The organism is Ensifer sp. Root278, assembly GCF_001429285.1.
Classification (GTDB): Bacteria; Pseudomonadota; Alphaproteobacteria; order Rhizobiales; family Rhizobiaceae; genus Ensifer.
This window is the reverse complement of record NZ_LMJJ01000023.1, coordinates 1-25,923: the sequence shown is the minus strand read 5'-3', so window position 1 is coordinate 25,923 and position 25,923 is coordinate 1. Positions and strand designations below refer to the sequence as shown.

The window sequence follows — 25,923 nt, the reverse complement described above, 5'->3', positions numbered from 1 at the left end:
GCGGTGCCTTTGCACTTGAACTGTTGCCATCCGCCGATTCCCGTTTAAGGAAGGCTGGTAGAGTTGTGCGCCGTAAGGGGCGAACGTCGAGGTTTGGATTGAACAAAAGCCTTTGTCTGGGCGTGGTTGCCCTTTGCCTCGCGTCCACGCCGCGCAGTGCGTTTGCCGAGTGGCTGGCGGTCGAGAAGGAAGCGCCCTATGTCATCGAAGGGCAGACGGGCGCGGGCCTTTATGCTTCGATCGGCGAGCGCGGGCCGAAGGCCGGAATTGGCCGGGCGATCGCCCATACCAATTTCAAGCTGACCTGGACGCGGAAGTACGAAGAACAGGCAGGCGCCTGCGTGCTGACGACGGCAAAGCCGAAGCTGATCATCACCTATACCCTGCCGAAGCCCGCGAAGCCTCTGCCTGCGGGCACACGCGAAAATTGGGACATCTTCATCGACGGGGTGCGCAAGCACGAACTCGTGCACGGGGATTTCATCAAGGAAATGGTGCGCGCGATCGAAGGCGCGACCTTGGGGCTCACCGTCCCCGATGATCCGAAGTGCCGCAAGATCAGGACCGAAATGACCAAGCGCCTCGGCGCGCTCTCGCAGGCACAACGCCAGCGCAGCCGCGACTTCGACCAGGTTGAGCTCACCGACGGCGGCAATATCCACCAGTTGATTCTGAGACTGGTGAACGGGCCGTAGATCGCCTCGTTCTCAGCTCGAGAGGGCGCCGAACCTGCGCTCGGCGCCTGATCACTTATGCGTAGCGCACCAGAAATTCCTCGGCCGTCAGTTCGCGGAAATCGTCAAGCGCGCGGCGCAGGCGCTGGTGGTCCCAGTCCCACCAGGCGAGCGTGTCCAACCGCTCGCCAATACCTTCGTTGAAACGGCTGCGGATGAGCTTCGCGGGGACGCCGCCGACGATGGTGTAGGGCTCGACATCCTTGGAGACGACGGCGCCGGCGCCGATCACCGCGCCATTGCCGACGGTGACGCCAGGCAGGATGGTGGCGCCGTGGCCGATCCAGACGTCGTGACCGATCGTCACCCGGTTCGATCGTCGCCAGGCGAAGAGGTCGTGGTCGAGTTCGGTATCATCCCAATAGTTCGGTGCGCGGTAGGTGAAGTGGTGCAGCGTCGCGCGCCAGGTCGGATGATTGGTGGCGTTGATGCGCACGGCGGCGGCGATGTTGACGAACTTGCCGATCGTCGCGCACCAGATCGAGCCGTCCTGCATGATGTAGGAATAGTCGCCGAACTCGACCTCGTCGAGCCGCGAACGCTCCTGCACTTCAGTATAGCGGCCGAACGTCGAATTGTTGACGCTCGCCGTCGGATGGATGAAGGGCTCGAGCCCAAGCTTCTGGCTCATGCGGCAGCCTTTCGCGGCGAGAAGGCCGAGACGTCGAGAATGCGGTCGGCAACGGCGTCGCGGACCTCCTCATCGTGGAAGATGCCGATCAGCGCCGTACCCTTCGCCTTCTTCTCAGCGATCAGTTCGACGACGACGGCCCTGTTCTTGGCGTCGAGCGATGCGGTCGGCTCGTCGAGCAGCAGGATCCTGTGGTCGGTGATGAAGCCGCGGGCGATGTTGACGCGCTGCTGCTCGCCGCCGGAGAAGGTGGCTGGTGGCAGGCTCCAGAGTTCGCGCGGCAGGTTGAGCTTGCTTAAGAGTTCCGCCGCGTGCGCACGCGCCTCTTCGATCGGGGTGCCGCGGGCCTGCAAGGGTTCCGCGACGATGTCGAGAGCGGAGACACGGGGCACGACACGCAGGAACTGGCTGACATAACCGAGCGTCGTGCGCCGGACCTCAAGCACGGTGCGCGGCTCGGCCGTTGCCAGGTTTACCAGCTTGCCGTCGTGATCCATCAGGATCTGGCCTTCGTCCACGCCGTAATTGCCGTAGAGCATTTTCAGGATCGAGCTCTTGCCGACGCCGGAGGGGCCGCCGAGAACAACGCACTCGCCTGCCTTGACCGAGAAGGAGACGTTGGCGACGACGGGCCGGCGGACGCCGTCGCGCAGGTGCATGGTGAAGCTTTTTGCGACTTCGGAAACAACGAGGGGCGTAGCCATGATTTACACCTGCAAGATCGAGGAGACGAGGAGCTGGGTATAGGGCTCGCGCGGATCGTCGAGCACCCGGTCGGTCAGTCCCTGTTCGATGACTGCGCCATCCTTCATCACCATCATGCGGTGTGAAAGCAGGCGGGCGACGGCAAGGTCGTGGGTGACGATAACAGCGGCAAGGCCGAGGTCATGCACGAGCCCGCGCACCAGGTCGAGCAAGCGTGCCTGCACCGACACGTCGAGACCGCCGGTCGGCTCGTCCATGAAGACGAGGCGTGGGGAGGTGACGAGGTTGCGGGCGATCTGCAGGCGCTGGCGCATGCCGCCGGAGAAGGCGCGCGGCTGGTCGTCGATGCGATCGACGCCGATTTCCACCCGCTCCAGCCAGTCGCTGGCGGTGGCGCGAATGTTGCCATAGTGACGATCGCCGACGGCCATCAGTCGTTCGCCGACATTGGCGCCGGCCGAGACCGTCATGCGCAGGCCATCGGCCGGGTTCTGATGAACGAAGCCCCAGTCGGTGCGCATCAGGAAGCGGCGTTCCGATTCGCCCATGCGGGCAAGATCACGGTACTGACCGTCGCGCATATGGTACTCGACGATACCCGAGGTCGGCATCAGCCGGGTCGAGAGGCACGAGAGCAACGTCGTCTTGCCGGAGCCGGATTCGCCGACGATGGCGAGCACTTCGCCCGCGTAAAGCTCGAAGGAGACGTTGCGGCAGCCGATGCGGCTTCCGTAGAACTTCGAGACGTCGTTCACTTTCAGAAGCGGGAGGGTACTCATTCTGCGGCCTCCTTTCGGGCGAGCATGTGACCTGCATGGCCGCAGGCGCGGCGGTCTTCGCAATGATCGGTGTCGGAGCAGACGAACATGCGCCCGCCCTTGTCGTCGAGGATGACCTCGTCGAGATAGACGTCCTCGGCACCACAGAGTGCGCAGGGCTTGTCGAAGCTCTGGATCTCGAACGGATGGTCGTCGAAGTCGAGGCTGACGACGTCGGTGTAGGGTGGCACCGCATAGATGCGTTTTTCGCGGCCGGCGCCGAACAACTGCAGCGCCTCCGACATGTGCATCTTCGGATTGTCGAACTTCGGTGTCGGCGAAGGGTCCATGACGTAACGGCCCTCGACCTTGACCGGATAGGCATAGGTCGTGGCGATATGGCCGTTGCGGGCGATGTCCTCGTAGAGCTTCACATGCATCAGCCCGTATTCCTCAAGCGCGTGCATCTTGCGTGTTTCGGTCTCGCGCGGTTCGAGGAAGCGCAAGGGTTCCGGGATCGGCACCTGGTAGACGAGCGTCTGGCCTTCCGAGAGCTTTTCCTCGGGAATACGGTGGCGCGTCTGGATGATCGTCGCCTCCTTTGTCCGGGTGGTGACGGCGACATTGGCGACCTTCTGGAAGAAGGCGCGGATCGAGACGGCGTTGGTGGTGTCGTCGGCGCCCTGGTCGATGACCTTCAGCACGTCTTCCGGCCCGAGGATCGAAGCGGTGACCTGGACGCCGCCGGTGCCCCAGCCATAGGGCATCGGCATTTCGCGTGAGGCGAAGGGGACCTGGTACCCGGGGATCGCGATCGCCTTCAGGATGGCGCGGCGGATCATGCGTTTCGTCTGTTCGTCCAGATAGGCGAAATTATAAGTAGCAAGGTCGTTCATCGCCGATTACCCTTGAGTGTGTCGACCGCGGATGGGGTCAGGATTTGAGCGAGATAGTTTTCTGGGTGGTTGTGATCGTCGCGGTGGTGGTGGCCGCCCTGTTCTGGGCCGCCCGCAATGCCCGGCGCGAGCCGGACGCCAAGGCGCGCAAGGACGATGGTTCCGGCGATGCCGGCGTCGTCTTTGCCGGTGACAGTGGCGGCGATTGCGGCGGTGGAGATGGCGGCGGCGACTGAACGGTCACCGTGCGTCCATGCGGTTTGCCCGATCATTCGGCCGCCTCCCGTTGTTCCTTCGCCGTGTCGCCGGCGTTGGCCGCCTCGTAGTCGCGGCGCATGCGCCGGACGAGGTCCAGTTCGGCCTGGAAGTCGACATAGTGCGGCAGCTTCAGGTGCTCGACGAAGCCGGTCGCCTGAACGTTGTCGGCGTGCGAGATGACGAATTCCTGATCCTGGGCCGGCGCAACGATGTCCTCGCTGAACTCGTCGGTTCTCAGCGCCCGGTCGACCAGCGACATCGACATCGCCTTACGTTCACTCTGGCCGAAAACGAGGCCGTAGCCGCGGGTGAACTGAGGCGGCTGCTTGGCCGAACCCATGAACTGGTTGACCATCTGGCATTCGGTGACGCGGATCGTGCCGAGCGAGACGGCAAAGCCGAGTTCCGGAAGATCGAGCTCGACCTCCACTTCGCCGATGCGCACTTCGCCGACGAAGGGATGGGTGCGGCCATAGCCGCGCTGGGTCGAATAGGCGAGCGCCAGCAGGAAGCCTTCGTCGCCGCGGGCGAGCGCCTGCAGGCGCAGGTCGCGGGCCATCGGAAACTCCATCGGCTCGCGGGTAAGGTCGCCCATGACATGACCTTCGGGCATCTGGCCGTCGCCCTCGATCAGGCCTTCGCCGTCGAGAATGTCGGAGACGCGCATGACGTGTTCGCCGGGTTCCTTGACCGCCGGCTCTGCGACGGTCTCGTCGGCGATCAGCGAAGGATCGAGCAGGCGGTGGGTGTAGTCGAAGGTCGGCCCCAGCAATTGTCCACCGGGCAGATCCTTGTAGGTCGCCGATACGCGGCGCTCGATCTTCATGTTGGCGGTGTCGACCGGCTCGGAGTAGCCAAAGCGCGGCAGCGTCGTGCGGTAGGCGCGGAGGATGAAGATCGCTTCGATCATATCGCCGCGTGCCTGGCGAACTGCTAGAGCCGCAAGCGCGCGATCGTAGAGCGAGGCTTCCGCCATCACCCGGTCGACGGCAAGTCCGAGTTGCTCGACTATCTGTTCGATGGTGATTGAGGGCAGGTTTCGGTCACCGCGGCGGCGGTCGGCGAGAAGGCGGTGCGCATTGGCAATGGCGGCTTCCCCGCCCTTGACGGCTACATACATGGGTCACGCCTCCTTCAGCGAAAGACGGGTTGTGCGCGGCAGGCAGAGCAGTTCCTCTCCGGCCGTCAGCACGAGATCGACGCCGCGCGGAAAGATTGCGCGGTTGGCGGTCCAGAATTCGAGGAAGACTTCCGGCAGCCCCTTCACGGCGACTTCCGTCTCGTCCTTGATGCCGGGCCCCTTGGCGGTGAGTGCCCGGCCGCCGGTCAGCGCCTCGACTTCAATGACGAGCGTCGTCGAACGATCCGGGTATTCCTGGGTGCCGAGCGAGAACTGGTCGAAACCTGGGAAGGCGGCGCTTTTTTCGACGAAGGCGAAGCGGGCTTCGGTCTTGCTGGCGGTCACTGCGGCGCCCGTATGGAAAGCGATCCATTGCGGAACGCCCGATTTCCCGAGCGACGGCGTCAGCCAGACGGGCGTGTCATGGTCACAAAGCGTCAATGCCACGGCGCCGGCCGCGGCGCCGAGCGGCGCGGGCGGCGTGCTCTTGGCCGAAAGCTGCTTGATCGCGCCTGGGCGGGCAAAACCCTCCATCAGGTCGCGGAAGACGGATTGGGCGGCAAAGACTGGATCTGCGAAGGCGCCGGCGTAAATCTGCGATTGGCTGGCCATCAGTCGTCTCCCCGGACCATGGTGAAAAAGTCGACGCGGGTTGCTGCAGTCTCTTCGGCGTTGCGGCGTTCTTCCAGCGCCAGCCGGTCCGCCACTTGTTGAAGCAGAGCATCGACGTTCGCGCGATCGTCCTCGCGCTGGGCGAGTGCGTCGAAGATCGCTGCAAGCCGCGCGCGCTGCCGGTCCGCACCGAGCAGCTGCCCGTGGCCGATCTCGCCGCTCGAAAGGCGGATGGTCGCGCGCGAGACCGTCGCCTCGCCGAGGTTGAAGGGATCGCCACCGCCACCGATGCGGCCACGCACCATGACGAGGCCGGTCTCCGGACCGCGAACCGGATGAACGTCCGGCTTGTCGGCGAGCGCTTCCCAGGCAGCATTCAGCTCGTCGAGGGTCGCGCGAGCGAGCAGTCCCATGGCTTTCTTGCGCGCCGGATCCGGCGGGCTTTCCTGTTTCAGCTTCGCATCCATCATTTTCACCTCAAATGTCTATTGATCTAGACAACTGTACATCTTATACTTTTCCATAACGTCCGCAAATGACAGGCTTGTGACATGCCAATGCGAAAAGACACGGCAATGCGAAAAGTGGTGGAGCGCCAGACCGGCGTCGCTCTGTGGCGGCAGATCGCCGACCGGATCCGCCTGGCAATCAGCAATGGCGACTACGATGCGGCCGGCATGGTGCCGCCTGAGACGGTGCTTGCGGGCGAATTCGGCGTCAACCGGCACACGGTCAGAAGCGCGCTTGCGGCGCTTGCCGAAGAGGGACTGGTGCGCGCGGTCCAGGGACGCGGCACGATGATCGAGCGCAAGGAAAGGGTGAGCTACCCGATCTCGAAGCGCACGCGGTTCTCGCAGGGGCTCGGTCGCCAAGTGAAGGAGATCGGCACGAGGCTGCTCGGCCACGGCGAATTGCCGGCAAACGGCGAGATCGCAAAGGCACTCGGCATTGCGCCGGGCGATACGGTGATCGAGCTCAGGACCGTCAGCAGCGGCGATGGCCGACCGCTGTCGGTATCCTCGAGCTATTATCCTGCGCATCGTTTTCCGCGCATGGCCGAAGAATTCGAACGGTTGCATTCCGTCACCAAGGCCTTCGCCGCCCACGGCTTGGATGACTATGTCCGCGCCTCGACCGAGATTGTCGCCCGGCATGCCGACGCGGAGGAGCTTTCGATGCTGAAGCTCTCGCCGGGCGCGATCGTGCTCGAGGCGCAATCGCTGAATGCCGATCTCGACGGCTCTCCAGTGGAGTATTCCCGTACCCGATTTGCCGCTGACCGAATGAAACTGCGGATTGAGACATAGAACGCCGCCGGCTGCCCACGGCGACAGGATCCGCACCCGGCCTCAAGCACTCCATCGGGGAAATGTGGCGGATAGGCCGCATTTCCGACGCGTTTTTGCCGCATGACCGGAACCTGCATCAGGAACCGCGCATTTAGAATTCTCGTAGGGGAGAATGGCAATGGCGACGTGGCGACCCGATCCTTCCTTCTATCCATCACCGCGCATGGCGGCCAAGGCTCCCAAGGAAACGCTCGCCTATGTGGCGGCGTTCGATCCCGAGCGGAAGCGGCCGGATGCGATTGCGGTCGTCGACGTCGATCCGGCGTCGCCAAGCTATTCGCAGATCGTCGGCCAGGTCGACATGCCGAACGTCGGCGACGAACTGCACCATTTCGGCTGGAATGCTTGCTCTTCCTGTCTTTGCCCCAATGCGCCGCATCCGCATGTCGAGCGCCGCTATCTGGTAGTGCCGGGGTTGAGGTCCTCCCGTCTGCACATCATCGACACCAAGCCGGACCCGCGCAATCCGAAGATCGTGCGGGTGATCGAGCCTTCGGAAATTGCCGAGAAGGCAAATTATTCGCGGCTGCACACCACCCATTGCGGTCCCGAAGGCATCTACATCAACGCGCTCGCGGATCGTGACGGCAAGGCGCCCGGCGGCATCTTCCTGCTGGACCACCAGAGTTTCGATGTGCTCGGCCAATGGGAAATGGATCGTGGGCCGCAGAAGCTTGCCTATGATTTCTGGTGGCATCTCGGCCATGACACGCTGATCACCAGCGAATGGGGCACGCCGGATACGTTCGAAAACGGGCTGGTTCCCGAGGTGCTGCTCGGTTCGAAATATGGCCGCCGGCTGCACTTCTGGGACCTACACAAGCGCAAGCACCTGCAGGAGATCGATTTCGGCGAGGAGCACCAGCTCGTCTTCGAGCTGCGGCCTGCGCATGATCCGACCAAGGCCTATGGCTTCGTCGGCTGCGTCATCAGCCTCAAGGACCTCTCGGCGTCGATCTGGACCTGGTATCGCGACGGCGACCGATGGGCGGTGAAGAAGGTGATCGAGATACCGGCGGAGCCGGCCGATCCGGATTTGCTGCCCCCCGTGCTCAAGGGCTTCAGCGCTGTCGCGCCGCTCGTCACCGATATCGACCTGTCGATGGACGACCGGTTCCTCTACGTTTCCTGCTGGGGCACCGGCGACATGATCCAGTACGACGTTTCTGACCCCTTTGCGCCGAAGGAGACGGGCCGTGTGCGGATCGGCGGCATCGTTTCGCGTGCATCCCATCCGAAGGCCAAGAACGGAGCGCTGAATGGCGGGCCGCAGATGGTGGAGATCAGCCGGGACGGCAAGCGGGTCTATTTCACCAATTCGCTCTATGGTGCCATCGATCCGCAGTTCTACCCCGAAGGTATCGACGGGTGGATGGTCAAACTGGACGTCGCCGACGGTGGCGGCATCACCTTCGACGAAAACTTCTTCGTCGACTGGCCGAAGGGCCATCGCCCGCATCAGGTCCGTCTCGAAGGCGGTGACTGCTCGTCCGACTCCTATTGCTACCCGTAGGGAGGGGACGATCGTGCAGTCCTGTCGGGGCGAATGACGACGTTCTGGCCGTGGCTTTCGATTGCCGCCCTCGGTGCCTTTCACGGCATCAATCCGGCGATGGGCTGGCTCTTTGCCGTGGCGCTCGGACTTCACCGCCAGGACCGTCGGATCGTGTGGTTGTCACTTGCTCCGATTGCTGCCGGTCATGCCGTCTCCGCCGCGCTGACGCTGGCAGTGGTCGTCACATTCGGCGCGGCGCTGGAGCCGCACAGTTTCAGGCTTGTCGCGGCGCTGCTCATACTCAGCGTCGCCGCCTACGGCGCGCTTTACGGACACCGCCATCGGGTGAGAGTTGGCATGCGCGCCAGCATGGCCGGCCTTGGCCTCTGGTCCTTCCTGATGGCGACGAGCCACGGGGCGGGCCTGATGCTGCTGCCGGCGGTCCTCAGCCTCTGCGTGGCGGATAGTCCCGGGGATCTCGCAATCGCAGGTTCGCTTCCCGTCGCGCTCGCCGCCGTTGCGGTTCATGGCGCAGCAATGCTGGCCGTCGTCGCCGCGGTCGCGCTCGCCGTCTTCGAATGGCTCGGCCTTGCGGCACTCCGCTCGGCGTGGATCAACTTCGATCGCCTCTGGACGCTGGCGCTGGGTGCAACCGGTATCGTGCTTCTCGTTCAATGAGCCTGCTACGTGGCAGCCGGCGGAGCGTCTACCTTTGGGCCTTCACGTAACTGATGTAGCCGCGCACATCGGTCGCCGGTTCGGTGTAGGCATTGCCGAGCGTCTTTTCCATGTTGGCGACGTAGGTCTTCGCCCAGTCCGGCAGCGAGTAGTCGATTGCCGCCAGGAATTCGAGGGTCGCCGCAAGCCTGATGTCAGCGATCGAGGGGGTGGAACCACCGATGAAGGGTTTGTCGCCGATATAGAACGCCCGAAAGACGTCGAGCGGCTCGGCAAGCGCTTCGACTGCTGCGCGGCGCGCCTTCTCCTTGGTCTCCGCATCCGCATCGCTGCAACCAACTTCGCCCGGATAGAGCGGGAAGTTCAGTGCCGGATAGGTGGCCCGGGCGAGATAGGGGTAGAAGGTGCCGATCAGATAGAACATCGCGCTATCGATCATGGCGCGGGCCTCGGGGTCCCTCGGATAGAATTCGTCGAGCCCGTGCTTGTTGCAGAGATACTGCATGATCGCGCAACTCTCCCATAGGGCTCCCTTGGGCAGGTCCGCAGTCTCCACCATCGGTGTCAGATGCGACGGTGCCTTCGCCAGGTATTCGGCCGTCCGGGTCTGGCCGTAGACATCCTGTTCGCTGAAGTCGAGCTTGGCTGCCCTCAGGAAGACGCGCGCCGTCATGTTGTTGACGCTGGGCTTGATCACGTTGAGCTTGATTGCAGGCATGTCACTCCTCCCTTTGCTCGCGATCCCGCAGTTCCGGCTCGCTCGCCGGCGCGGTCGCGTGCGTTGAACGACAGGCGTGGACCACGACGCGCTTTATCGCGGCCGATAAGGATCCTTCGGCTCCCGGTCGGACGACAGCGTTGGCCGTGCGCGCTCGATCAGTGTCTCGATCGCATCGGCCAGGTGCACCTCGGCGATATTGTAGTCGCCGCGTGCGACCCTGACCTTGTGTGCTTCCATCAGCACCTCGGCGTGGCTGTGGCCCGGTGGTGGCTCGAAGCGATAGGAGGCAAGCTCGACCAGCAGCCCAAGCGGGTCCTCGAAATAGATCGAGTCCATGAAGCCGCGGTCCTTGACGCCGCTGTGCCGGATACTTCGCTCGTCGAGCCGCTCCACCGCTTGGGTGAAGGTCGCGCGCGAAACGGCAAAGGCGATGTGGTGCACACAGCCGATGTCCGTCGGGGTTCGCTCGGGATCGGGCTTGCGGTTCTCGTCGGTGAAGATGGTGATCAGGCGGCCATCGCCCGGGTCGAAATAGAGATGGCTTTCGCTCGCCCGGTCGAGATTCGGCTGCTCGAAAATGAAGGGCATGCCGAGAAGACCCTCCCAGAAATCGATCGACGTCTGTCGGTCGGCGCCGACGAGCGTGATGTGATGAACCCCTTGCGACTGCAGTTTTCGCATCGAAGGCCTCCCAGGTGAAGCGGAGGACACAGGACGAAACGGGATCTGGTTTCACCCTTTTCCGCTCCACTCGATTGTCGTCCGTCGCGGCAAGAAGGCAAGCGCCAATGCGGGGGCAAGCTGCCCGCAAAGCGGTCGGAAAGCATCCGACATCTCAACTATTTTCTTCTGGGTTGCTGTGTGTGTATTATGCAATCAGTGAATGTGTCGGCAACGCTCCAAACGGCCTGATGGCTGGGAACAATCAGGGAGTTGAAGTGTGAAGTTTCTCCGGGGAGTCGGTGTTGTCTGCCTGTTGTCTTTTTCGCTTGCAGGCGCGGCGCGGGCGGACGGCTCTGCGTTTGCGGGGCAATGGCGGCAACTGACTTCGACGGCCGGCCGTTGCGATCAGTGCTACATCGGCATCGTAAGACATGGCGACCTGCTGACGGTCACGAGCAACAACGGCTGGCAAGCCGTCATGAACGTCGAGAACTTTTTGGACCTCGAGCTTGCCGCAGGGACCGGGCAGTGGAAGTCCACAGTCGCTGGCGCCTATGGCGGCAAGCATTTCGGTATTCAGTTCGTTCGGCGTGGCCCTGAATTGCAGATGTTCATGGTGGTTTCGCACGCAACAGGCAGGCCATTGTCCATTCGCGCGACCTTCGAAAGAGGGCTGCCTGCTACGAACTGGCGTCATCAGCCGGCGCCGATCGAGATGCAACGGATCTAGGTGCTGATGTCCTGACGCGGGCCGACAAAGACGCTTGCCCCGATACGCGTGTTTTGATTTTCCGTGCGAACCTCCCTATCTTCCGGTTGCAACATCCGAAGGGGCGGACGGAGGACAAATGCCGGTCGTGCAACGATCGAAAATCAGGCAGCGTCTTTTGATCATGCTGGTCACCGGTATCGGCGGAATGGCTGCGGCTGCGGTCTCCTTTGCGACCGCAGTCTATGATGCGGCGAATCCGGTGCCTGCCGTCACCGCAGCCAAGGGTGAGGCGATCGATACCGGCCGGTGGCGGGTGACGATCAACGACGCCACCATGGCTTCCGTGCCGCCGACCGGAACCAAGCCGTTCGAGCCGAAGCGATTCCTGATGGTGGATATCGAACTCGACAACCGATCGGTCACCACCAGCAATGCCTTTATGAACCTGATCGCGATCAAGGACGAGCGAGTCATCGCATCGCCGAAGCCGGTCTATTATCTCGCCAGGGACAAATGGATCGCGAGTGCCATCAACCCAAACATGCCGGAAAAGCTCATCGCGGTCTGGGAATGGCCGGCGGATCGCCCGGAGCCGGAGAAGGTTTCTCTGTCCATCGGCAAACAGATCTACAAGCCGCGTGACAACCTCTACGGCGCGCCCAACTGGTTCGATGATGGCGAGGCCGCGGTGGTCGAATTGGCAGTCACGCAAGATACGGGATCGTCGGAGCAATGATGTCGGCTCTTCGCGCGCTGCTGCTCTCAGTGTCTGCAATCGCAGCGCTGTACGCGATGCGAAGCAGCACGCCTGGCTACGGCGATATCACGGCACCGATTGCCGTTCGTGGTGCAGTCGGCGAGCGGGTCGAGAGCCGGGACTTCGCCTTCGGCGCGGCCAATGTGCACCTGGCACGCCAGGTCAGGGTCGAGAGCTTCGGGCGGATCAAGGAATACTCGACATCCGGCATCTGGCTCATCATCGAAGGCGCGGCCGTCGCGAAAACCGAAACGATGACGCTGACCTCGGCGGAGTGGCTGGCAGGCAACGGTTTGCGCTACGAGCTCAGCCAGCGGTTCTCGACCGTGCCCGGCTATCTGCCGACGGAAAGGCTCGAACCAGGCCTGCCGAGGCCGGTACTTCTTGCCTTCGAACTTCCCGAAGCGGCCGTTGACAAAGGCACGCTGCTCGTCGCCCGCAGCCTGGTGATGCCGCTTGCTGAGGAGCTTTGGATTACGCTCGGCGACAAGCAGCCGACCGATATCAAGCCGTCCGTCACCATTGCGCGCGGCAGCAGCGGCACGCCCTGGACGTTGGCGGCGCGCTGAGGAGACACCGGCATGAGCGAGAAGCGCACGTTCTGGATCTGCCTGCTGGCGCTGGTCGTCGCACTGCCGCTCGCCTTCGTCGTCCGTGCGTGGGAGAGCCTGCGAGAGGGGCATTGGCTTGCCACCCAAAAGGCCGAGATCGTCGTCGAGGATGGAGCGGGGCAGGCCTTTGCCGGTGGACAGTGGAAGCTTCTGGACATGAGGCGGCTACCGCGCACCAATGACGCGCGCGTCATTCTCGCCGAATTCGAGGCGTCGCCGACCGATCCGGCCGTTCTGTCGCAAGGAGCCTGCCGCGTCCGGCTGATCGACAGTGAGGGGCGCCGTTTTGAGCCCGTCACCCTGACCGAGCCGATCGTCCGGGAGATGTATCCGGAGGTGGCCGAACGCCCGCGCTGCGGTGTGCTCGCCTTTACCGACGCCAAGACTGGCGCCACGGTCCGTATGGCCGAGAGCTTCATCGTTCCCGCGGAGGCGCGGGATCTTTCGCTCAGGATTGAGTTTCCGGGCGCAAGCGATGAAACGCTGATCTTCAAGTAGACGCGTAGCTGATTTCGCTCTTCTCAGCCTGGCCGGAAACCGCATGTTCGAGCATCGCCGCCAACAAGGTGATGCGCACGGCGTCGAGCACGATGCCACCGTCGAGATCGCTAGGGCTGCCGATGAAAAGGCTGAGTGCATCGAAGACAAGCTGCCAACTCGCGAGGTCGCCCATGCCGAGGGTTCGCGTCGCCGCATACCAGATCCAGGCACCAAGCCAGGCGATGGCGCGGTAGGCAATGATGAAGGCAAATAGCGTCGCAAGCCCTGAACCGAGCGTCAGCTTCAGGCAGGTCCATATCGGAGCGTAGCGGGAGCGGTAGTCGCTGACGAAGTGGTCGAGGAAATCGGCAATCCACTTGCGAAAGGTTCTGGCCCGCCGCGGCCGCGGCGAGGATGGCCTGGCGCGCGATTCCGGGCTCGAAAGCTCGTAACCATTGATGATCGCCGCCATGACCAGCCAGATGATCGGTAGAAGCGCATAGAAGAACAGACCCTCGGCCTCAGTGTTCCAATCGGGTCTTCTCAGTTCCACCGGCACGAAGGTCTCGGCGGCATGCGCTACGGCGGTGAAGGTGAAACCGTTCATGCTGAGAAGCCTGCCGGCGCCGAGCCAGGTGATGACCTGGTCTTTCCAGACCGACAGGCCATAAAGCCCGATGAAGATCCAGCTCGCGTCCGCCGCGACGACCAGCAGTCGCCAGAAGGGTGTTTCGCTGCGCTTGCTCATGCGCTTTGCGCCCCACCGCACCAGCCAGCACAACGCGATCGAAATAAAGACGCCGCGCGATTTCAGGATATCGAAGAAGTCACCCTTCTCGCCGAAGGCGACGGCGTCGAGTGCCAAACGCGAATATTCCCGCACCGCCTCGCCGAGGAAACCCCAGGCGGCGTAATAGGCGAAGAACGGCAGGATGGCGGCTGAGGTGACGGCGAGCAGCCTGCGATCGGTTTTCGGCACCGTGGTCTCGACATGCGTGGCCACCGGTTGTTGGCGGAGCGCTTCGAGTGCCGGCAAACCGGGGCGAAGCGCCATGAACATCAAGACGATAACGACGAGCTTCGCCAGCACGACAAAGGAGAGCGTCACCATGCCACCGAGCGGATGCTGCAGCCCGATCCAGACTGCCGCACGCATCAGGAGATCATGCACGATGTAGCCGCAGGTCCCGATCAAGAGGAGCTGCGGCCAGAAGCGAGCGATGAGGCGCCCCATCAGGACAAAGGGTCCGAACACTTCGGCGATCGACGTCATGGCCACAACATAGTTGCGCCAATCGGCGACGACAACCGCACGGGGCAGGTGAAGAGCCAAACACCCTCCGCCTTGCCGTGTCAGATATTGCGGCGTTTGCCTTCGATCAGGTCGAGCACGGCGCGTGCGGCGTCGAGCACATTGGTGCCCGGACCGAAGACGGCCGACACGCCGTTGTCCATCAGGTAGTCATAGTCCTGACGCGGAATGACGCCGCCGCAGATGACGATGACATCCTCGCCGCCGCGCTTCTTCAGGGCTTCTGCAAGCTGCGGCATCAACGTCTTGTGGCCGGCGGCAAGCGAGGAGACGCCGATGACATTGACCTTACTGGCCAGCGCCATGTCGGCGGCCTCTTCCGGGGTCTGGAAAAGAGGGCCGGCAAGCACGTCGAAACCGATATCGCCGAAGGCCGAGGCGATAACTTTGGCGCCGCGGTCGTGGCCGTCCTGGCCGAGCTTTGCGACCATTATTTTTGGTTTGCGGCCGAGCTTTGCTGAGACCTCGTCGAGGCGCCCCGAGAGCACCTCGAGCTCCGGCTCACCTTCATAGGCCTTGCCGTAGATCTTGCTGACGACCTTGGGCGTCGCGGCGTGGTCGCCGAAGGCGCCACGCATCGCATCGGAAATTTCGCCGACGGTGGCGCGGGCACGCGCTGCCTCGACGGCGGCGGCCAGCAGGTTGCCTTCGCCTGTCAATGCGATCTCAGCAAGCGCCGTAAGGGTCTTCTTGACCTCGACGCTGTCGCGCCGACGCTTGGTTTCCTCGATCCGGCGGATCTGCGCGGCGCGCACGGCGCTGTTGTCGATCTCCAGAATGTCGATCGGCTCCTCGTTGTCGAGGCGGTACTTGTTGACCCCAACGATGATCTCCTCGCCCTTGTCGACGGCGGCCTGGCGACGGGTCGCCGCCTCTTCGATCAATCGCTTCGGCAGCCCGGCATTGACCGCACGGGTCATGCCGCCCATCGCCTCGACCTCCTCGATCAGTAGCCAGGCTTTGTCCGCGAGCTCGTTGGTCAGGCTTTCGACATAGTAGGACCCGGCGAGCGGATCGACGACCTTGGTCACGCCGGTCTCGTGCTGCAGGATCAGTTGCGTGTTGCGGGCGATGCGGGCGGAAAACTCCGTCGGCAGCGCGATCGCCTCGTCGAACGAATTGGTGTGCAGCGACTGGGTGCCACCGAGAGCGGCGGACATCGCCTCGAAGGCCGTGCGGACGATGTTGTTGTAGGGATCCTGCTCCTGCAGCGAGACGCCCGAGGTCTGGCAATGGGTGCGCAGCATCAGCGACGACGGCTTCTTCGGCTCGAACTCCTTCATGATCCGGGTCCAGAGCAGGCGCGCAGCGCGAAGCTTCGCGGCTTCCATGAAGAAGTTCATGCCGATGGCAAAGAAGAAGGAAAGCCGCCCGGCGAATTCGTCGACATTCAGCCCCTTGGCAAGCGCCGCCCGTACATATTCGCGCCCGTCGGCGAGCGTGAAGGCAAGCTCCTGCACCAGCGTCGCGCCGGCCTCCTGCATGTGATAGCCGGAGATCGAGATCGAGTTGAATTTCGGCATCTCCCTGGCCGTGTACTCGATGATATCGGCGACGATGCGCATCGAGGGTTCCGGCGGGTAGATATAGGTGTTGCGGACCATGAACTCCTTGAGGATGTCGTTCTGGATAGTGCCTGAAAGCTTGTCGCGCGAAACACCCTGCTCCTCGCCAGCGACGATGAAGGAGGCGAGGATCGGGATGACGGCGCCATTCATGGTCATCGACACCGACATCTCGTCGAGCGGGATGCCGTCGAACAGGATCTTCATGTCCTCAACCGAGTCGATCGCCACACCGGCCTTGCCGACGTCGCCCTCGACGCGCGGGTGGTCGCTGTCATAGCCGCGATGGGTTGCGAGGTCGAAGGCGACCGAGAGCCCCTTCTGTCCGGCAGCAAGGTTCTTCCGGTAGAAGGCGTTGGAGGCCTCCGCCGTCGAGAAGCCGGCATATTGCCGGATCGTCCAGGGACGGCCGGCATACATGGTGGCGCGCGGGCCGCGCACGAAAGGCTCGAAACCGGGCAACGACGTGAGATAATCGATGCCGTCGAGATCTCCCGCCGTGTAGAGGGGCTTCACGGCGATTCCTTCGGGCGTCTGCCAGGTGAGGCTTTCGGGCGCCGCCTTGAGTTCTCTCTCGGCGAGCGCTTCCCAGTCCTTGATGGTTTTCTCGGTCATCGACGTGCTCCGCATTCTGCTTGTCTCAATCAGCCCCTCATCCCCTGCCGGGACCTTCTCCCAGTCACAACGGGAGAAGGGGGCCGTCGCACTCTCGGCGCTTAACTTCCCTCTCCCCGCCTGCGGGGAGAGGGTCAGGGTGAGGGGCAAAGCCTGGATGGCTTTGCGGCTTTCACTATTCGAATTCCATGATCAGCTCGTCGACGGCGAGGCTGGCGCCGGCGGCGACCGCCACGCGCTTCACCACGGCCCGTTTCTCGGCGCGCAGGATGTTCTCCATCTTCATCGCCTCGACGACCGCGAGCGCCTGTCCTGCTTCGACCGTGTCGCCGGCTTTTACCGTGACCGAGGTGATCACCCCGGGCATCGGGCAAAGCAGCATGCGCGACGTGTCCGGCGGCAGCTTCTTCGGCATCAGCCGTGCTAGTTCCGCAACCCGCGGGCTTCTGACATGGGCAACGACATCAATGCCGCGCCAGCGAAGCCGGAGGGCGGTGCCGACCAGATCGACTTTGACGCTCAAGGGCTCATTGTCGATGTTGAACGTGGCAAGCGTACGACCGGGCGTCCAGTCGCCGGCGATGGTGACTGTCGAGCCATCGGCGAAGCTCACATAGGAGCCGTCAGCGGACGAACCGGCAGTCACCGCAATATCGTGATCGCCGAGACCGACCACCCAATCATGGCCGATGATGCGGCGATGATTGCCGATCGTGCCGGAAATCTGGCTGGCCCGTTCCTGCAGGATCTGATTGACCGAGACCGCGACGGCGGCGAGCTTGCGAAGCGACCGCTCATCGGCCGCAACGCCGTGAAAACCGTCGACAAATTCCTCGGCGATATAGGCAGTCGTCAACCGGCCGTCGCGGAAGCGCTGCTGTTGCATGACCGCGGCCAGGAACGGCAGGTTATGGCCAATGCCTTCCACTTCGAACTGATCGAGCGCGTCGGCCATAGCCTCGACCGCCGCCTGCCGGTCCGGTGCCCAGGTGCAGAGCTTGGCGATCATCGGGTCGTAGAACATCGAGATCTCGCCGCCCTCGAAGACGCCGGTGTCGTTGCGCGTCACCGTGCCGTTGTCGCGCGTGCCCTCGACAGGCGGACGGTAGCGCGTCAGCCGGCCGATCGACGGCAGGAAGTTGCGATAGGGATCTTCCGCATAAAGCCGGCTTTCAATCGCCCAGCCATTGAGCTTTACATCGTCCTGGCCGAAGGCGAGCTTTTCGCCGCTAGCAACTCGGATCATCTGCTCGACGAGGTCGAGCCCGGTGATGAGTTCGGTCACTGGATGCTCCACCTGCAGGCGGGTGTTCATCTCGAGGAAGTAGAAGTTGCGCTTGGCATCGACGATGAATTCGACGGTGCCGGCCGAGTGGTAGCCGACGGCCTTGGCAAGTGCGACCGCCTGTTCGCCCATGGCCTTGCGGGTCTCGGGGTCGAGGAAAGGCGAGGGTGCCTCCTCGATGACCTTCTGATTGCGGCGCTGGATCGAGCATTCGCGCTCGCCGAGATAGAGCGTGTTGCCGTGCTTGTCGCCAAGCACCTGGATCTCGATGTGACGCGGCTCCGTCACGAATTTTTCGATGAAGATGCGATCGTCGCCGAAGGCGTTCTTTGCCTCGTTCTTTGAGGACTGGAAGCCTTCACGCGCCTCCTGGTCGTTCCAGGCGATGCGCATGCCCTTGCCGCCGCCGCCGGCAGACGCCTTGATCATCACCGGATAGCCGATCGACGCGGCGATCCGGACCGCTTCGTCTGCATCGTCGATCAGGCCCATATGGCCCGGAACCGTCGAGACGCCGGCCTCGGCCGCGAGCTTCTTGGAGGTGATCTTGTCGCCCATCGCCTGGATCGCCCCGACCGGCGGGCCGATGAAGGCCACGCCTTCTTTTTCGAGCGCTTGGGCAAAGGCGGCGTTTTCCGAGAGGAAACCATAGCCCGGATGAACGGCATCGGCGCCGGTCTTGCGGATCGCGTCGATGATCTTGTCGATGACGATATAGGACTGGGCCGACGGCGAGGGGCCGATATGCACCGCCTCGTCCGCCATGCGCACATGCATGGCCTCGCGGTCGGCGTCGGAGTAGACCGCGACGGTGGCGATGCCGAGCTTCTTTGCGGTCTTGATGACGCGGCAGGCGATTTCACCACGGTTGGCGATGAGGATTTTCTTGAACATTTGTTTCTCTTTCAAATCCTTGGGGCGGCGCGTCAGCGTTTGAACTTGCGGCGATAGGGAAGAAGCGCGATCGACGATGCCGCGGCGGCCCCACCGAAAAGCAATGCGAAGGGCAGGACAACCATGAGGGTGGCGAGAACCGGGCTCGTCGAACGGACGATGTGGGTGCCGACGGCGCCGATATTGAGCCAGATCAGCACGCCAGCCGTGAGCGCGCCAATCGCCACGCCGATCAGCGCATTGACGGCCATATAGCGCAGCATCGACCAGTGGTCGCGCCTGGCTTCTTCCGGCGTCATGATGCGCTCTGGCTCCCGTTCCATCGTCGCCTCCATCAGAGTGGGATCGTGTCGTGCTTGCGCCAGCGGACATCGACCTGCTTGTTGCGCAGAGACGCAAAAGCACGCGCGATGCGTCGGCGCGACGAATGTGGCATGATCACCTCGTCGATGAAGCCACGCTCTGCCGCCACGAACGGGTTGGCGAAGCGCTCCTCGTACTCCTTCGTGCGCGCGGCGATCTTCTCGACGTCGCCGAGTTCCGAGCGGTAGAGGATTTCGGTGGCGCCCTTGGCACCCATGACGGCGATCTCGGCGGTCGGCCAGGCATAATTGACGTCGGCGCCGATATGTTTCGAGGCCATGACGTCATAGGCGCCGCCATAGGCTTTGCGGGTAATCAGCGTCACCATCGGCACGGTCGCCTGGCTATAGGCAAAGAGCAGCTTGGCGCCATGCTTGATGACGCCGCCATATTCCTGCGCGGTGCCGGGCAGGAAGCCGGGCACGTCGACCAGCGTCAGGATCGGGATCGAGAAGGCATCGCAGAAGCGCACGAACCGGGCGGCCTTGCGCGAACTGTCGATGTCGAGGCAGCCGGCAAGCACCATCGGCTGGTTGGCGACGACGCCGACCGTCTGGCCTTCCATGCGGATGAAGCCGGTGATGATGTTCCTGGCGAAGCTCTGCTGCAATTCGAAGAAGTCGCCTTCATCCGCAAGCGCCAGGATCAGTTCCTTCATGTCGTAGGGTTTGGCGGCGCTGTCTGGGATCAGGCTGTCAAGGCGCATTTCGAGCCGCGACGGGTCGTCGTGGAAGGGACGGACCGGCGGCTTTTCGCGGTTGTTGAGCGGCAGGAAATCGAAAAGCAGGCGGGTCGCTTCCAGTGCCTCGATGTCGTTTTCATACGCACCGTCGGCGACCGAAGACTTTGACGTATGCGTGCGCGCGCCGCCGAGCTCTTCCGCAGTGACGATCTCGTTCGTCACTGTCTTCACGACATCCGGCCCGGTCACGAACATGTAGGATGAATCGCGAACCATGAAGATGAAGTCGGTCATGGCCGGCGAATAGACCGCGCCGCCGGCGCAGGGACCCATGATGACCGAGATCTGCGGAATGACGCCGGAGGCTTCGGCATTGCGGCGGAAGACCTCGGCGTAACCGGCAAGCGAGGCCACGCCTTCCTGGATGCGGGCGCCGCCACTGTCGTTGAGGCCGATGACTGGTGCCCCGTTGCGTACCGCCATATCCATGATCTTGCAGATCTTCTGCGCGTGGGTTTCCGACAGGGAGCCGCCGAGAACGGTGAAGTCCTGAGAAAAGACATAGACCTGCCGGCCGTTGATCGTGCCCCAACCGGTGACGACGCCATCGCCCGCGACCTTTTGGCTCTCCATGCCGAAATCGACGCAGCGATGCGTGACGTACATGTCGTATTCTTCGAACGAGCCTTCATCGAGCAGCACCTCGATGCGTTCGCGCGCCGTCAGCTTACCCTTGCCGTGCTGGGCGTCGATCCGTCGTTGGCCGCCGCCGGCTCTTGCTTCTGCCCGGCGGGCTTCGACCTGTTCTAGTATGGCGCGCATGGTGCCCTCCCGGTTTTTTCAGTGCCTGTTTTTTCAGCGATTGTGCAGAGGCGCTTCGAGCTTCGCAATAGCGTCGAAGACGGCATGGAAAAACGTCTCTTCATGTGCAAATGTGAAATAGAGAAATTTGTGAAACGTAAATTGCAAAGTTGCAAACATGGCGATCGGCAAACTCTATATCGGCCGCAAGGTCAGGGAACTGCGGGAGGCGAACAAGGCGACGCAAGGCCAATTTGCAGAACGCATCGGCATCTCGACCAGCTACCTCAACCAGATCGAGAACAACCAGCGGCCGGTCTCAGCCGCAGTGCTTTTAGCGCTCGCCGAAAAATTCCAGATCGATATCGCCGAGCTTTCGACCGGGGAGGGCGATCGTCTGCTCTCGGCGCTCTCGGAAGCCCTCAGCGATCCCTTGTTTGAAACCTATTCCGCAAGCCTGCAGGAACTGAAGCTCGTCGCGCAGAATGCCCCGGGACTGGCACATGCGCTGATCACCTGCCACCAGGCCTATCGCCGCAACAGCGAGCAGCTCGCAAGCATTGACGACACCATCGGCCGCGGGGCCTCATTTGTCGAAACCACGCCGTATGAAGAGGTGCGCGACTTCTTTCATTTCGTCGACAACTACATTCACGAGATCGACATGCTTGCCGAGCGGCTGGCGGGCGAGCTCGGGCTTGGCGAAGGCGACAATCATGCGGCGCTGGCAAGCTATCTGGAACAGCGTCACGGCGTTCGGGTCGTGCGCGGAGCGGCCGGCGACGAGGCGATCCGCCGCTTCGATCCGCGCGCCCGCATCCTGACCCTCAATCCCTATGCGCCCGCAGCAACGCGCGACTTCCAGATCGCCCTGCAGATCGCCCAGCTTCATGCCCGCGAAGAGATCGATCGGGTGGCCGGTAGTGCCGGCTTCCGCACCGAAGAGGCCTATGAGATCTGTCGCATCGGCCTGCAGAACTATTTTGCCGGCGCGCTGATCCTGCCCTACCAGGCCTTCTCGAAGGCCGCTCGCGACTTGAGGCACGACATCGAATTGCTCGCCGCCCGCTTCGGCGCGTCTCTGGAGCAGGTCTGCCACCGCCTCTCGACCCTGCAGCGGCCGGGACAGAAAGGCATACCGATCTTCTTTGCCCGCATCGACCGGGCGGGCAATATCACCAAGCGCCACAGCGCCGCGAAGCTGCAATTCGCCCGGTTCGGTGCAGCCTGTCCGCTCTGGAACGTGCACCAGGCCTTCGAGACGCCGGGCCGGATCATCCGGCAACTGGCCGAGACGCCTGACGGCGTGCGCTACCTCTGCCTCGCCACCCAGATCACTAAGGGCGGTGGCGGCTTTCGCGCCGCGCAGCCGCGCTACGCGCTGGCGCTTGGCTGCGAGGTCTCCTATGCCGATGCCTTCGTCTACGCCGACGACATGGACCTCGGCAACCGCGCCGCCTTCGATCCGATCGGCATTTCCTGCCGGATCTGCGAACGCACGAAATGCGCGAGCCGTGCGGTACCGCCATTGAAACGCCGCCTGATCGTGGACCATGACTTACGCGGCGCTCTGCCGTATCGTCTAAGCGAGAGCTGATTGCGACGGTCTGTTCATTTTTGAACAGCCCCTGTGAGAAGTTGCATCTGGGCCTGGACAAAGTTTGGTGTAACTAGGCCTCCATCGCCTACAGCGCCGCGCGTCTTGTGAAACGCGCAAAGGTCGCTGTGGCACGTTTGGTTGCTGCAGGTTTTTGCCCTTTTATCGGTTACGATTAAAGGAAACCTGCAGAGGTATGCGGTCAGGGAGGACATGCATATGGATTTTCGCCTGTCGGAGGAGCAGGAGGCCATTCGTCAGATGGCGCTCGATTTCGCCCGCGACGAGATCGCCCCTCACGCGATCGACTGGGATCAGCAGAAGCATTTTCCGGTTGACACGTTGCGCGGTGCCGCAGCGCTCGGAATGGCCGGCATTTATGTCCGCGACGATGTCGGCGGCACGGGACTGACGCGGCTCGATGCCGCGATCATCATCGAGGCGCTCGCGACCGGCTGCCCGGCCGTCGCCTCCTTCGTCTCGATCCACAACATGTGCGCCGGCATGATCGACCGCTACGGCACGGACGAACAGCGCCAGCGGCTGCTGCCGAGGCTGCTGACCATGGAGGTGCTGGCGAGTTACTGCCTGACCGAGCCAGGCTCGGGCTCGGATGCAGCGGCGCTGAAGACCAAGGCGGTGAGGGACGGCAACGATTATGTCCTGACCGGCCAGAAGCAGTTCATCTCGGGCGCCGGCGAGTCCGGCCTTTACGTGATCATGGCGCGAACCGGCGAGGACGGCCCCAAAGGCATCTCCACCTTCGTGGTCGAGAAGGACGCACCTGGCCTCACATTCGGCGCCAATGAGAAAAAGATGGGCTGGCACGTCCAGCCCACCCGCGCCGTCATGCTCGATGGTGTCCGCGTGCCGGCGGAAAACCGCCTCGGCGCGGAAGGCGACGGCTTCAAGATCGCCATGGGCGGGCTCGATGGCGGGCGATTGAACATTGCCGCCGCGTCTCTCGGTGGCGCCCAGTCCGCCTTCGAAAAGGCGCTGGCTTATGTCCAGGAGCGCCGGGCCTTTGGCAAGGCGATCGGCGAGTTCCAGGCGCTGCAGTTCCGTCTCGCCGACATGGCGACCGACCTCGAAATCGCCCGCACCTTCCTCTGGCGCGCCGCATCCGCGCTTGATGCCGGCGACCCTGAAGCGACAAAACTCTGCGCCATGGCCAAGCGCTTCGTCACCGACCGCTGCTTTACCGTCGCCAATGACGCCCTGCAGCTCCACGGCGGCTACGGCTATCTCGCCGATTATGGCGTCGAAAAGATTGTCAGGGACCTTAGGGTGCACCAGATCCTCGAGGGCACCAACGAAATCATGCGCCTGATCGTTGCGCGTTCGCTTATCGGCCGGAAATAGGCCAGAGACAGGAAAGATCGTTCATGGACATGCAGGCGCCTGAAGTCATCGTCGAGCGGCGGGGAGCGATCGGCAGAATCCGGCTGAACCGCACCCGGGCATTGAACAGCCTCAACGTGCCGATGATCCGGCTGATCGCCGCGGCTTTGACCGAGTTCGAAAATGATCCGGCCGTTGCCGCCGTGTTGGTGACCGGCGAGGGCGAGCGCGGGCTTTGCGCCGGTGGCGATATCCGCATGATTTACGAGAGTGGACGCGAACGGCCGGAGGAAGGTGCGCAGTTTTGGCGCGAGGAATTCGTCGTCAACAGCCGCATTTCCAGCTACCGCAAACCCTATATCGCGATCATGGACGGCATCGTCATGGGCGGCGGCGTCGGGATTTCCGCCCATGGCAGCCACCGCATCGTCACCGAGCGGACCCGGCTTGCAATGCCGGAGACCGGGATCGGCTACTTCCCTGACGTTGGCGCCACCTGGCTTCTTCCCAGGACGCCCGGCGAATTCGGCACCTATCTCGGTCTCACCGGTCGGGACATCGTCGCAGCCGATGCCATCCATGCGCGGCTTGCAGATAGTTTCGTCGCCTCGGATAAGCTGGAAGCGCTCGCCGCTGATCTTGCCACGCTGCCGCCGACGGCACGCAGCGCCGATGTCAGCGCGGTGATTGCAAAGCACGCTTCGGAAGCGCCGGCAACGCCGCTTCAAAACCACTTTGCGCTGATCGACCGCTGCTTCGCCTTTGATACGGTTGAAGAGATCGTGGCGGCGCTCGAGGCTGATGGTTCCGATTTCGCCAAGGAAACGCTGGCGCTGCTCAACTCGCGTTCGGCGCTGAGCATGAAGCTGACGCTCGAACTCTTGCGCGCCGGTCGCCGCAGCGCGTCGCTGAACGAATGTCTCGAACGGGAATATTCCGCGACGCTCGGAATGCTTGGTAACCCCGACTTCTACGAAGGTGTGCGTGCTGCGGTGATCGACAAGGACCGCAATCCAAAATGGTCGGTGGCGCTGGCCGGTGTCACACCTGCCTTGCTGTCGCGTTTCGGCAGGAAGGATCACCCGCCACTGTTTTAGCGCCTGAGGATGGGGCGCTGTTCGGTTTTGGCCGAGTTTCAATGCGAGGAGGAATGACATGACGAAGATCGCCTTTATCGGGCTCGGCAATATGGGCGGGCCGATGGCCGCCAATCTGGTGAAGGCGGGCCATGCGGTCAGCGGTTTCGACCTGTCGGAAGCCTCGCGCAACGCCGCGGCGAAAACCGGGGTCTCCGTCGCGGGCTCGATTGCGCACGCGGTGCGCGGCGCCGAATGCGTGATCACCATGCTGCCCGCCGGCGCCCATGTCCTCTATGTCTGGGACGAACTCCTCGGCTTCGTCGATCCGGGCACGCTCCTGATCGACAGTTCGACGATCGACGTCGATAGCGCCCGCAAGGCGCATGCGCTCTCGGAAAAGATCGGCTGCCCCTCTCTCGATGCCCCCGTCTCCGGTGGAACCGGCGGTGCTGCGGCCGGCACGCTGACTTTCATGGTCGGCGGCAGCGACGAGGCATTCGCCCGCGGCAAGCCATTGCTCGACGCCATGGGCAAGAAGATCGTCCATTGCGGCGGAGTCGGCGCCGGCCAGGCGGCAAAGATCTGCAACAACATGATCCTCGGCATTTCCATGGCCGGCGTTTGTGAAGCCTTTGTGCTGGCGGAACGGCTGGGTCTTTCGCACCAGGCCCTGTTCGACGTGGCGTCGACCTCATCGGGCCAATGCTGGTCTCTGACGACGTATTGCCCGGTGCCGGGTCCGGTCCCGACCTCGCCCGCCAACAACGACTACAAGCCGGGCTTTGCCGCGAGCCTGATGCTGAAGGACCTGAAGCTGTCGCAGCAGGCCGCAAGTGCAGCGGGTGCGACGACGCCGATGGGTGCACAGGCAGCCCAGCTCTATTCGATGTTCGAGAAGCTCGGTCATGGTGGCGAGGACTTTTCTGCCCTGATCCGGTTGCTGCGCGGCAACGATGAGGCAAAGGCCGGCTGATCCGCCTGTGTCGATGGATTTTCGCCCGCTTAACCGGGCGAAAATTTGCCTCCTATGCCTGTGAATAGAAATTTCTTTTTGTTTTCAACGTGTTGTGAGATTTCTATCGGGGCCCTGAAAAAGCCTGTTGACGTCTTGGAGGCTGGGGGTCTATAAGCCCGATCACTGACGAGGGCGGCGGCGCTGCTGGCGACGACGACCTTCGCTCTAGAGTTTCCCTGGTTGGCTGAGGCTGA

General features: G+C 63.0%; 27 protein-coding genes. 13 read left to right on the top strand and 14 right to left on the bottom strand.

Annotation, left to right across the window (positions count from 1 at the left end):
• Positions 1-98: 98 nt before the first annotated feature.
• On the top strand, positions 99-695 hold the full coding sequence (locus tag ASE60_RS16580) for a DUF922 domain-containing Zn-dependent protease (protein WP_057251656.1): 597 nt from the start codon (positions 99-101) through the stop codon (positions 693-695).
• A gap of 55 nt (positions 696-750) precedes the next feature.
• On the opposite strand, the gene ASE60_RS16575 is transcribed toward ASE60_RS16580, so the two are convergent.
• From ASE60_RS16575 to ASE60_RS16560, 4 genes are read right to left on the bottom strand one after another with little or no spacing between them, the layout of a single operon-like run.
• Positions 751-1,365, bottom strand: a complete 615-nt coding sequence (locus tag ASE60_RS16575) for a DapH/DapD/GlmU-related protein (RefSeq protein ID WP_057251655.1) — start codon at positions 1,363-1,365, stop codon at positions 751-753.
• Positions 1,362-2,069 (bottom strand): phosphonate C-P lyase system protein PhnL, encoded by a 708-nt coding sequence (gene phnL / locus ASE60_RS16570; protein ID WP_057251654.1) that lies wholly within the window; start codon positions 2,067-2,069, stop codon positions 1,362-1,364. The genes ASE60_RS16575 and phnL overlap by 4 nt, the downstream gene beginning before the upstream one ends.
• Positions 2,070-2,072: 3 nt before the next feature.
• A complete protein-coding gene (gene phnK / locus ASE60_RS16565; protein WP_057251653.1) occupies positions 2,073-2,849 on the bottom strand; it encodes a phosphonate C-P lyase system protein PhnK in 777 nt (258 codons plus the stop codon).
• Positions 2,846-3,724, bottom strand: coding sequence for an alpha-D-ribose 1-methylphosphonate 5-phosphate C-P-lyase PhnJ (locus ASE60_RS16560; protein WP_057251652.1), 879 nt, complete (start codon positions 3,722-3,724; stop codon positions 2,846-2,848). Before ASE60_RS16560 ends, phnK begins: the two co-directional genes overlap by 4 nt.
• Positions 3,725-3,768: 44 nt before the next feature.
• Here ASE60_RS16560 and ASE60_RS34620 point away from each other — a divergent pair, with 44 nt between their 5' ends.
• Positions 3,769-3,960 (top strand): hypothetical protein, encoded by a 192-nt coding sequence (locus ASE60_RS34620; protein WP_112997346.1) that lies wholly within the window; start codon positions 3,769-3,771, stop codon positions 3,958-3,960.
• 32 nt (positions 3,961-3,992) lie between these two features.
• Here ASE60_RS34620 and ASE60_RS16555 read toward each other — a convergent pair whose 3' ends face one another.
• From ASE60_RS16555 to phnG, 3 genes are read right to left on the bottom strand one after another with little or no spacing between them, the layout of a single operon-like run.
• The gene (locus ASE60_RS16555) at positions 3,993-5,102 is read right to left on the bottom strand and encodes a carbon-phosphorus lyase complex subunit PhnI (RefSeq protein WP_057251651.1); all 1,110 of its coding nucleotides are present in this window, start codon (positions 5,100-5,102) and stop codon (positions 3,993-3,995) included.
• A 3-nt stretch (positions 5,103-5,105) separates the two neighbouring features.
• On the bottom strand, positions 5,106-5,714 hold the full coding sequence (gene phnH, locus ASE60_RS16550) for a phosphonate C-P lyase system protein PhnH (RefSeq protein ID WP_057251650.1): 609 nt from the start codon (positions 5,712-5,714) through the stop codon (positions 5,106-5,108).
• Positions 5,714-6,181 (bottom strand): phosphonate C-P lyase system protein PhnG, encoded by a 468-nt coding sequence (gene phnG, locus ASE60_RS16545; protein ID WP_057251649.1) that lies wholly within the window; start codon positions 6,179-6,181, stop codon positions 5,714-5,716. The genes phnH and phnG overlap by 1 nt, the downstream gene beginning before the upstream one ends.
• 108 nt (positions 6,182-6,289) lie before the next feature.
• Between phnG and phnF the strand changes: the two genes are divergently transcribed.
• The 3 genes from phnF to ASE60_RS16530 all read left to right on the top strand — a co-directional run bounded on the left by phnF (position 6,290) and on the right by ASE60_RS16530 (position 9,236).
• Positions 6,290-7,021, top strand: a complete 732-nt coding sequence (gene phnF / locus ASE60_RS16540; RefSeq protein ID WP_057251648.1) for a phosphonate metabolism transcriptional regulator PhnF — start codon at positions 6,290-6,292, stop codon at positions 7,019-7,021.
• Positions 7,022-7,181: 160 nt separating this feature from the next.
• Positions 7,182-8,576 carry a selenium-binding family protein gene (locus ASE60_RS16535; protein ID WP_057251647.1) on the top strand — a complete coding sequence of 465 codons (1,395 nt, stop codon included), beginning with the start codon at positions 7,182-7,184 and terminating at the stop codon, positions 8,574-8,576.
• A 33-nt stretch (positions 8,577-8,609) separates the two neighbouring features.
• Positions 8,610-9,236: a hypothetical protein gene (locus ASE60_RS16530; RefSeq protein WP_057251646.1), complete on the top strand. Its 627-nt coding sequence runs from the start codon at positions 8,610-8,612 to the stop codon at positions 9,234-9,236.
• Between the two features lie 28 nt (positions 9,237-9,264).
• Here the strand turns inward: ASE60_RS16530 and ASE60_RS16525 are convergent, their stop codons facing one another.
• Together ASE60_RS16525 and ASE60_RS16520 are read right to left on the bottom strand one after the other, a co-directional pair.
• Positions 9,265-9,954 (bottom strand): glutathione S-transferase family protein, encoded by a 690-nt coding sequence (locus ASE60_RS16525; protein WP_057251645.1) that lies wholly within the window; start codon positions 9,952-9,954, stop codon positions 9,265-9,267.
• Between the two features lie 93 nt (positions 9,955-10,047).
• Complete coding sequence (locus ASE60_RS16520; RefSeq protein ID WP_057251644.1) at positions 10,048-10,638, bottom strand: VOC family protein; 591 nt, start codon at positions 10,636-10,638, stop codon at positions 10,048-10,050.
• A gap of 259 nt (positions 10,639-10,897) precedes the next feature.
• On the opposite strand from ASE60_RS16520, the gene ASE60_RS16515 reads away from it, so the two are divergent.
• The 4 genes from ASE60_RS16515 to ASE60_RS16500 all read left to right on the top strand — a co-directional run bounded on the left by ASE60_RS16515 (position 10,898) and on the right by ASE60_RS16500 (position 13,198).
• A complete protein-coding gene (locus tag ASE60_RS16515) occupies positions 10,898-11,350 on the top strand; it encodes a hypothetical protein (RefSeq protein ID WP_156414666.1) in 453 nt (150 codons plus the stop codon).
• A gap of 118 nt (positions 11,351-11,468) precedes the next feature.
• Entirely contained in the window at positions 11,469-12,068 is a 600-nt protein-coding gene (locus tag ASE60_RS16510) for a hypothetical protein (protein WP_057251642.1), read from the top strand.
• The gene (locus ASE60_RS16505; protein WP_057251641.1) at positions 12,068-12,658 is read left to right on the top strand and encodes a hypothetical protein; all 591 of its coding nucleotides are present in this window, start codon (positions 12,068-12,070) and stop codon (positions 12,656-12,658) included. Before ASE60_RS16510 ends, ASE60_RS16505 begins: the two co-directional genes overlap by 1 nt.
• 12 nt (positions 12,659-12,670) lie before the next feature.
• On the top strand, positions 12,671-13,198 hold the full coding sequence (locus tag ASE60_RS16500) for a hypothetical protein (protein ID WP_057251640.1): 528 nt from the start codon (positions 12,671-12,673) through the stop codon (positions 13,196-13,198).
• Here the strand turns inward: ASE60_RS16500 and ASE60_RS16495 are convergent.
• The 5 genes from ASE60_RS16495 to ASE60_RS16475 form a co-directional block, all read right to left on the bottom strand.
• Entirely contained in the window at positions 13,191-14,513 is a 1,323-nt protein-coding gene (locus ASE60_RS16495) for a hypothetical protein (protein WP_244495649.1), read from the bottom strand. The genes ASE60_RS16500 and ASE60_RS16495 overlap by 8 nt on opposite strands.
• A 20-nt stretch (positions 14,514-14,533) precedes the next feature.
• Positions 14,534-16,672, bottom strand: a complete 2,139-nt coding sequence (gene scpA / locus ASE60_RS16490; RefSeq protein WP_057251639.1) for a methylmalonyl-CoA mutase — start codon at positions 16,670-16,672, stop codon at positions 14,534-14,536.
• 175 nt (positions 16,673-16,847) lie between these two features.
• Complete coding sequence (locus ASE60_RS16485; protein ID WP_057251638.1) at positions 16,848-18,851, bottom strand: acetyl/propionyl/methylcrotonyl-CoA carboxylase subunit alpha; 2,004 nt, start codon at positions 18,849-18,851, stop codon at positions 16,848-16,850.
• A 32-nt stretch (positions 18,852-18,883) separates the two neighbouring features.
• On the bottom strand, positions 18,884-19,174 hold the full coding sequence (locus ASE60_RS16480; RefSeq protein ID WP_244495648.1) for a hypothetical protein: 291 nt from the start codon (positions 19,172-19,174) through the stop codon (positions 18,884-18,886).
• A gap of 11 nt (positions 19,175-19,185) precedes the next feature.
• On the bottom strand, positions 19,186-20,718 hold the full coding sequence (locus ASE60_RS16475; protein WP_057251637.1) for an acyl-CoA carboxylase subunit beta: 1,533 nt from the start codon (positions 20,716-20,718) through the stop codon (positions 19,186-19,188).
• Positions 20,719-20,875: 157 nt separating this feature from the next.
• Between ASE60_RS16475 and ASE60_RS16470 the strand changes: the two genes are divergently transcribed.
• The 4 genes from ASE60_RS16470 (at position 20,876) to mmsB (ending at position 25,687) form a co-directional block, all read left to right on the top strand.
• Entirely contained in the window at positions 20,876-22,294 is a 1,419-nt protein-coding gene (locus ASE60_RS16470; protein ID WP_057251636.1) for an XRE family transcriptional regulator, read from the top strand.
• Between the two features lie 219 nt (positions 22,295-22,513).
• Entirely contained in the window at positions 22,514-23,656 is a 1,143-nt protein-coding gene (locus ASE60_RS16465; protein ID WP_057251635.1) for an isobutyryl-CoA dehydrogenase, read from the top strand.
• A 23-nt stretch (positions 23,657-23,679) separates the two neighbouring features.
• On the top strand, positions 23,680-24,732 hold the full coding sequence (locus ASE60_RS16460; RefSeq protein WP_057251634.1) for an enoyl-CoA hydratase/isomerase family protein: 1,053 nt from the start codon (positions 23,680-23,682) through the stop codon (positions 24,730-24,732).
• A gap of 58 nt (positions 24,733-24,790) precedes the next feature.
• A complete protein-coding gene (gene mmsB / locus ASE60_RS16455) occupies positions 24,791-25,687 on the top strand; it encodes a 3-hydroxyisobutyrate dehydrogenase (protein ID WP_057251633.1) in 897 nt (298 codons plus the stop codon).
• The last annotated feature ends 236 nt before the right edge of the window (positions 25,688-25,923 follow it).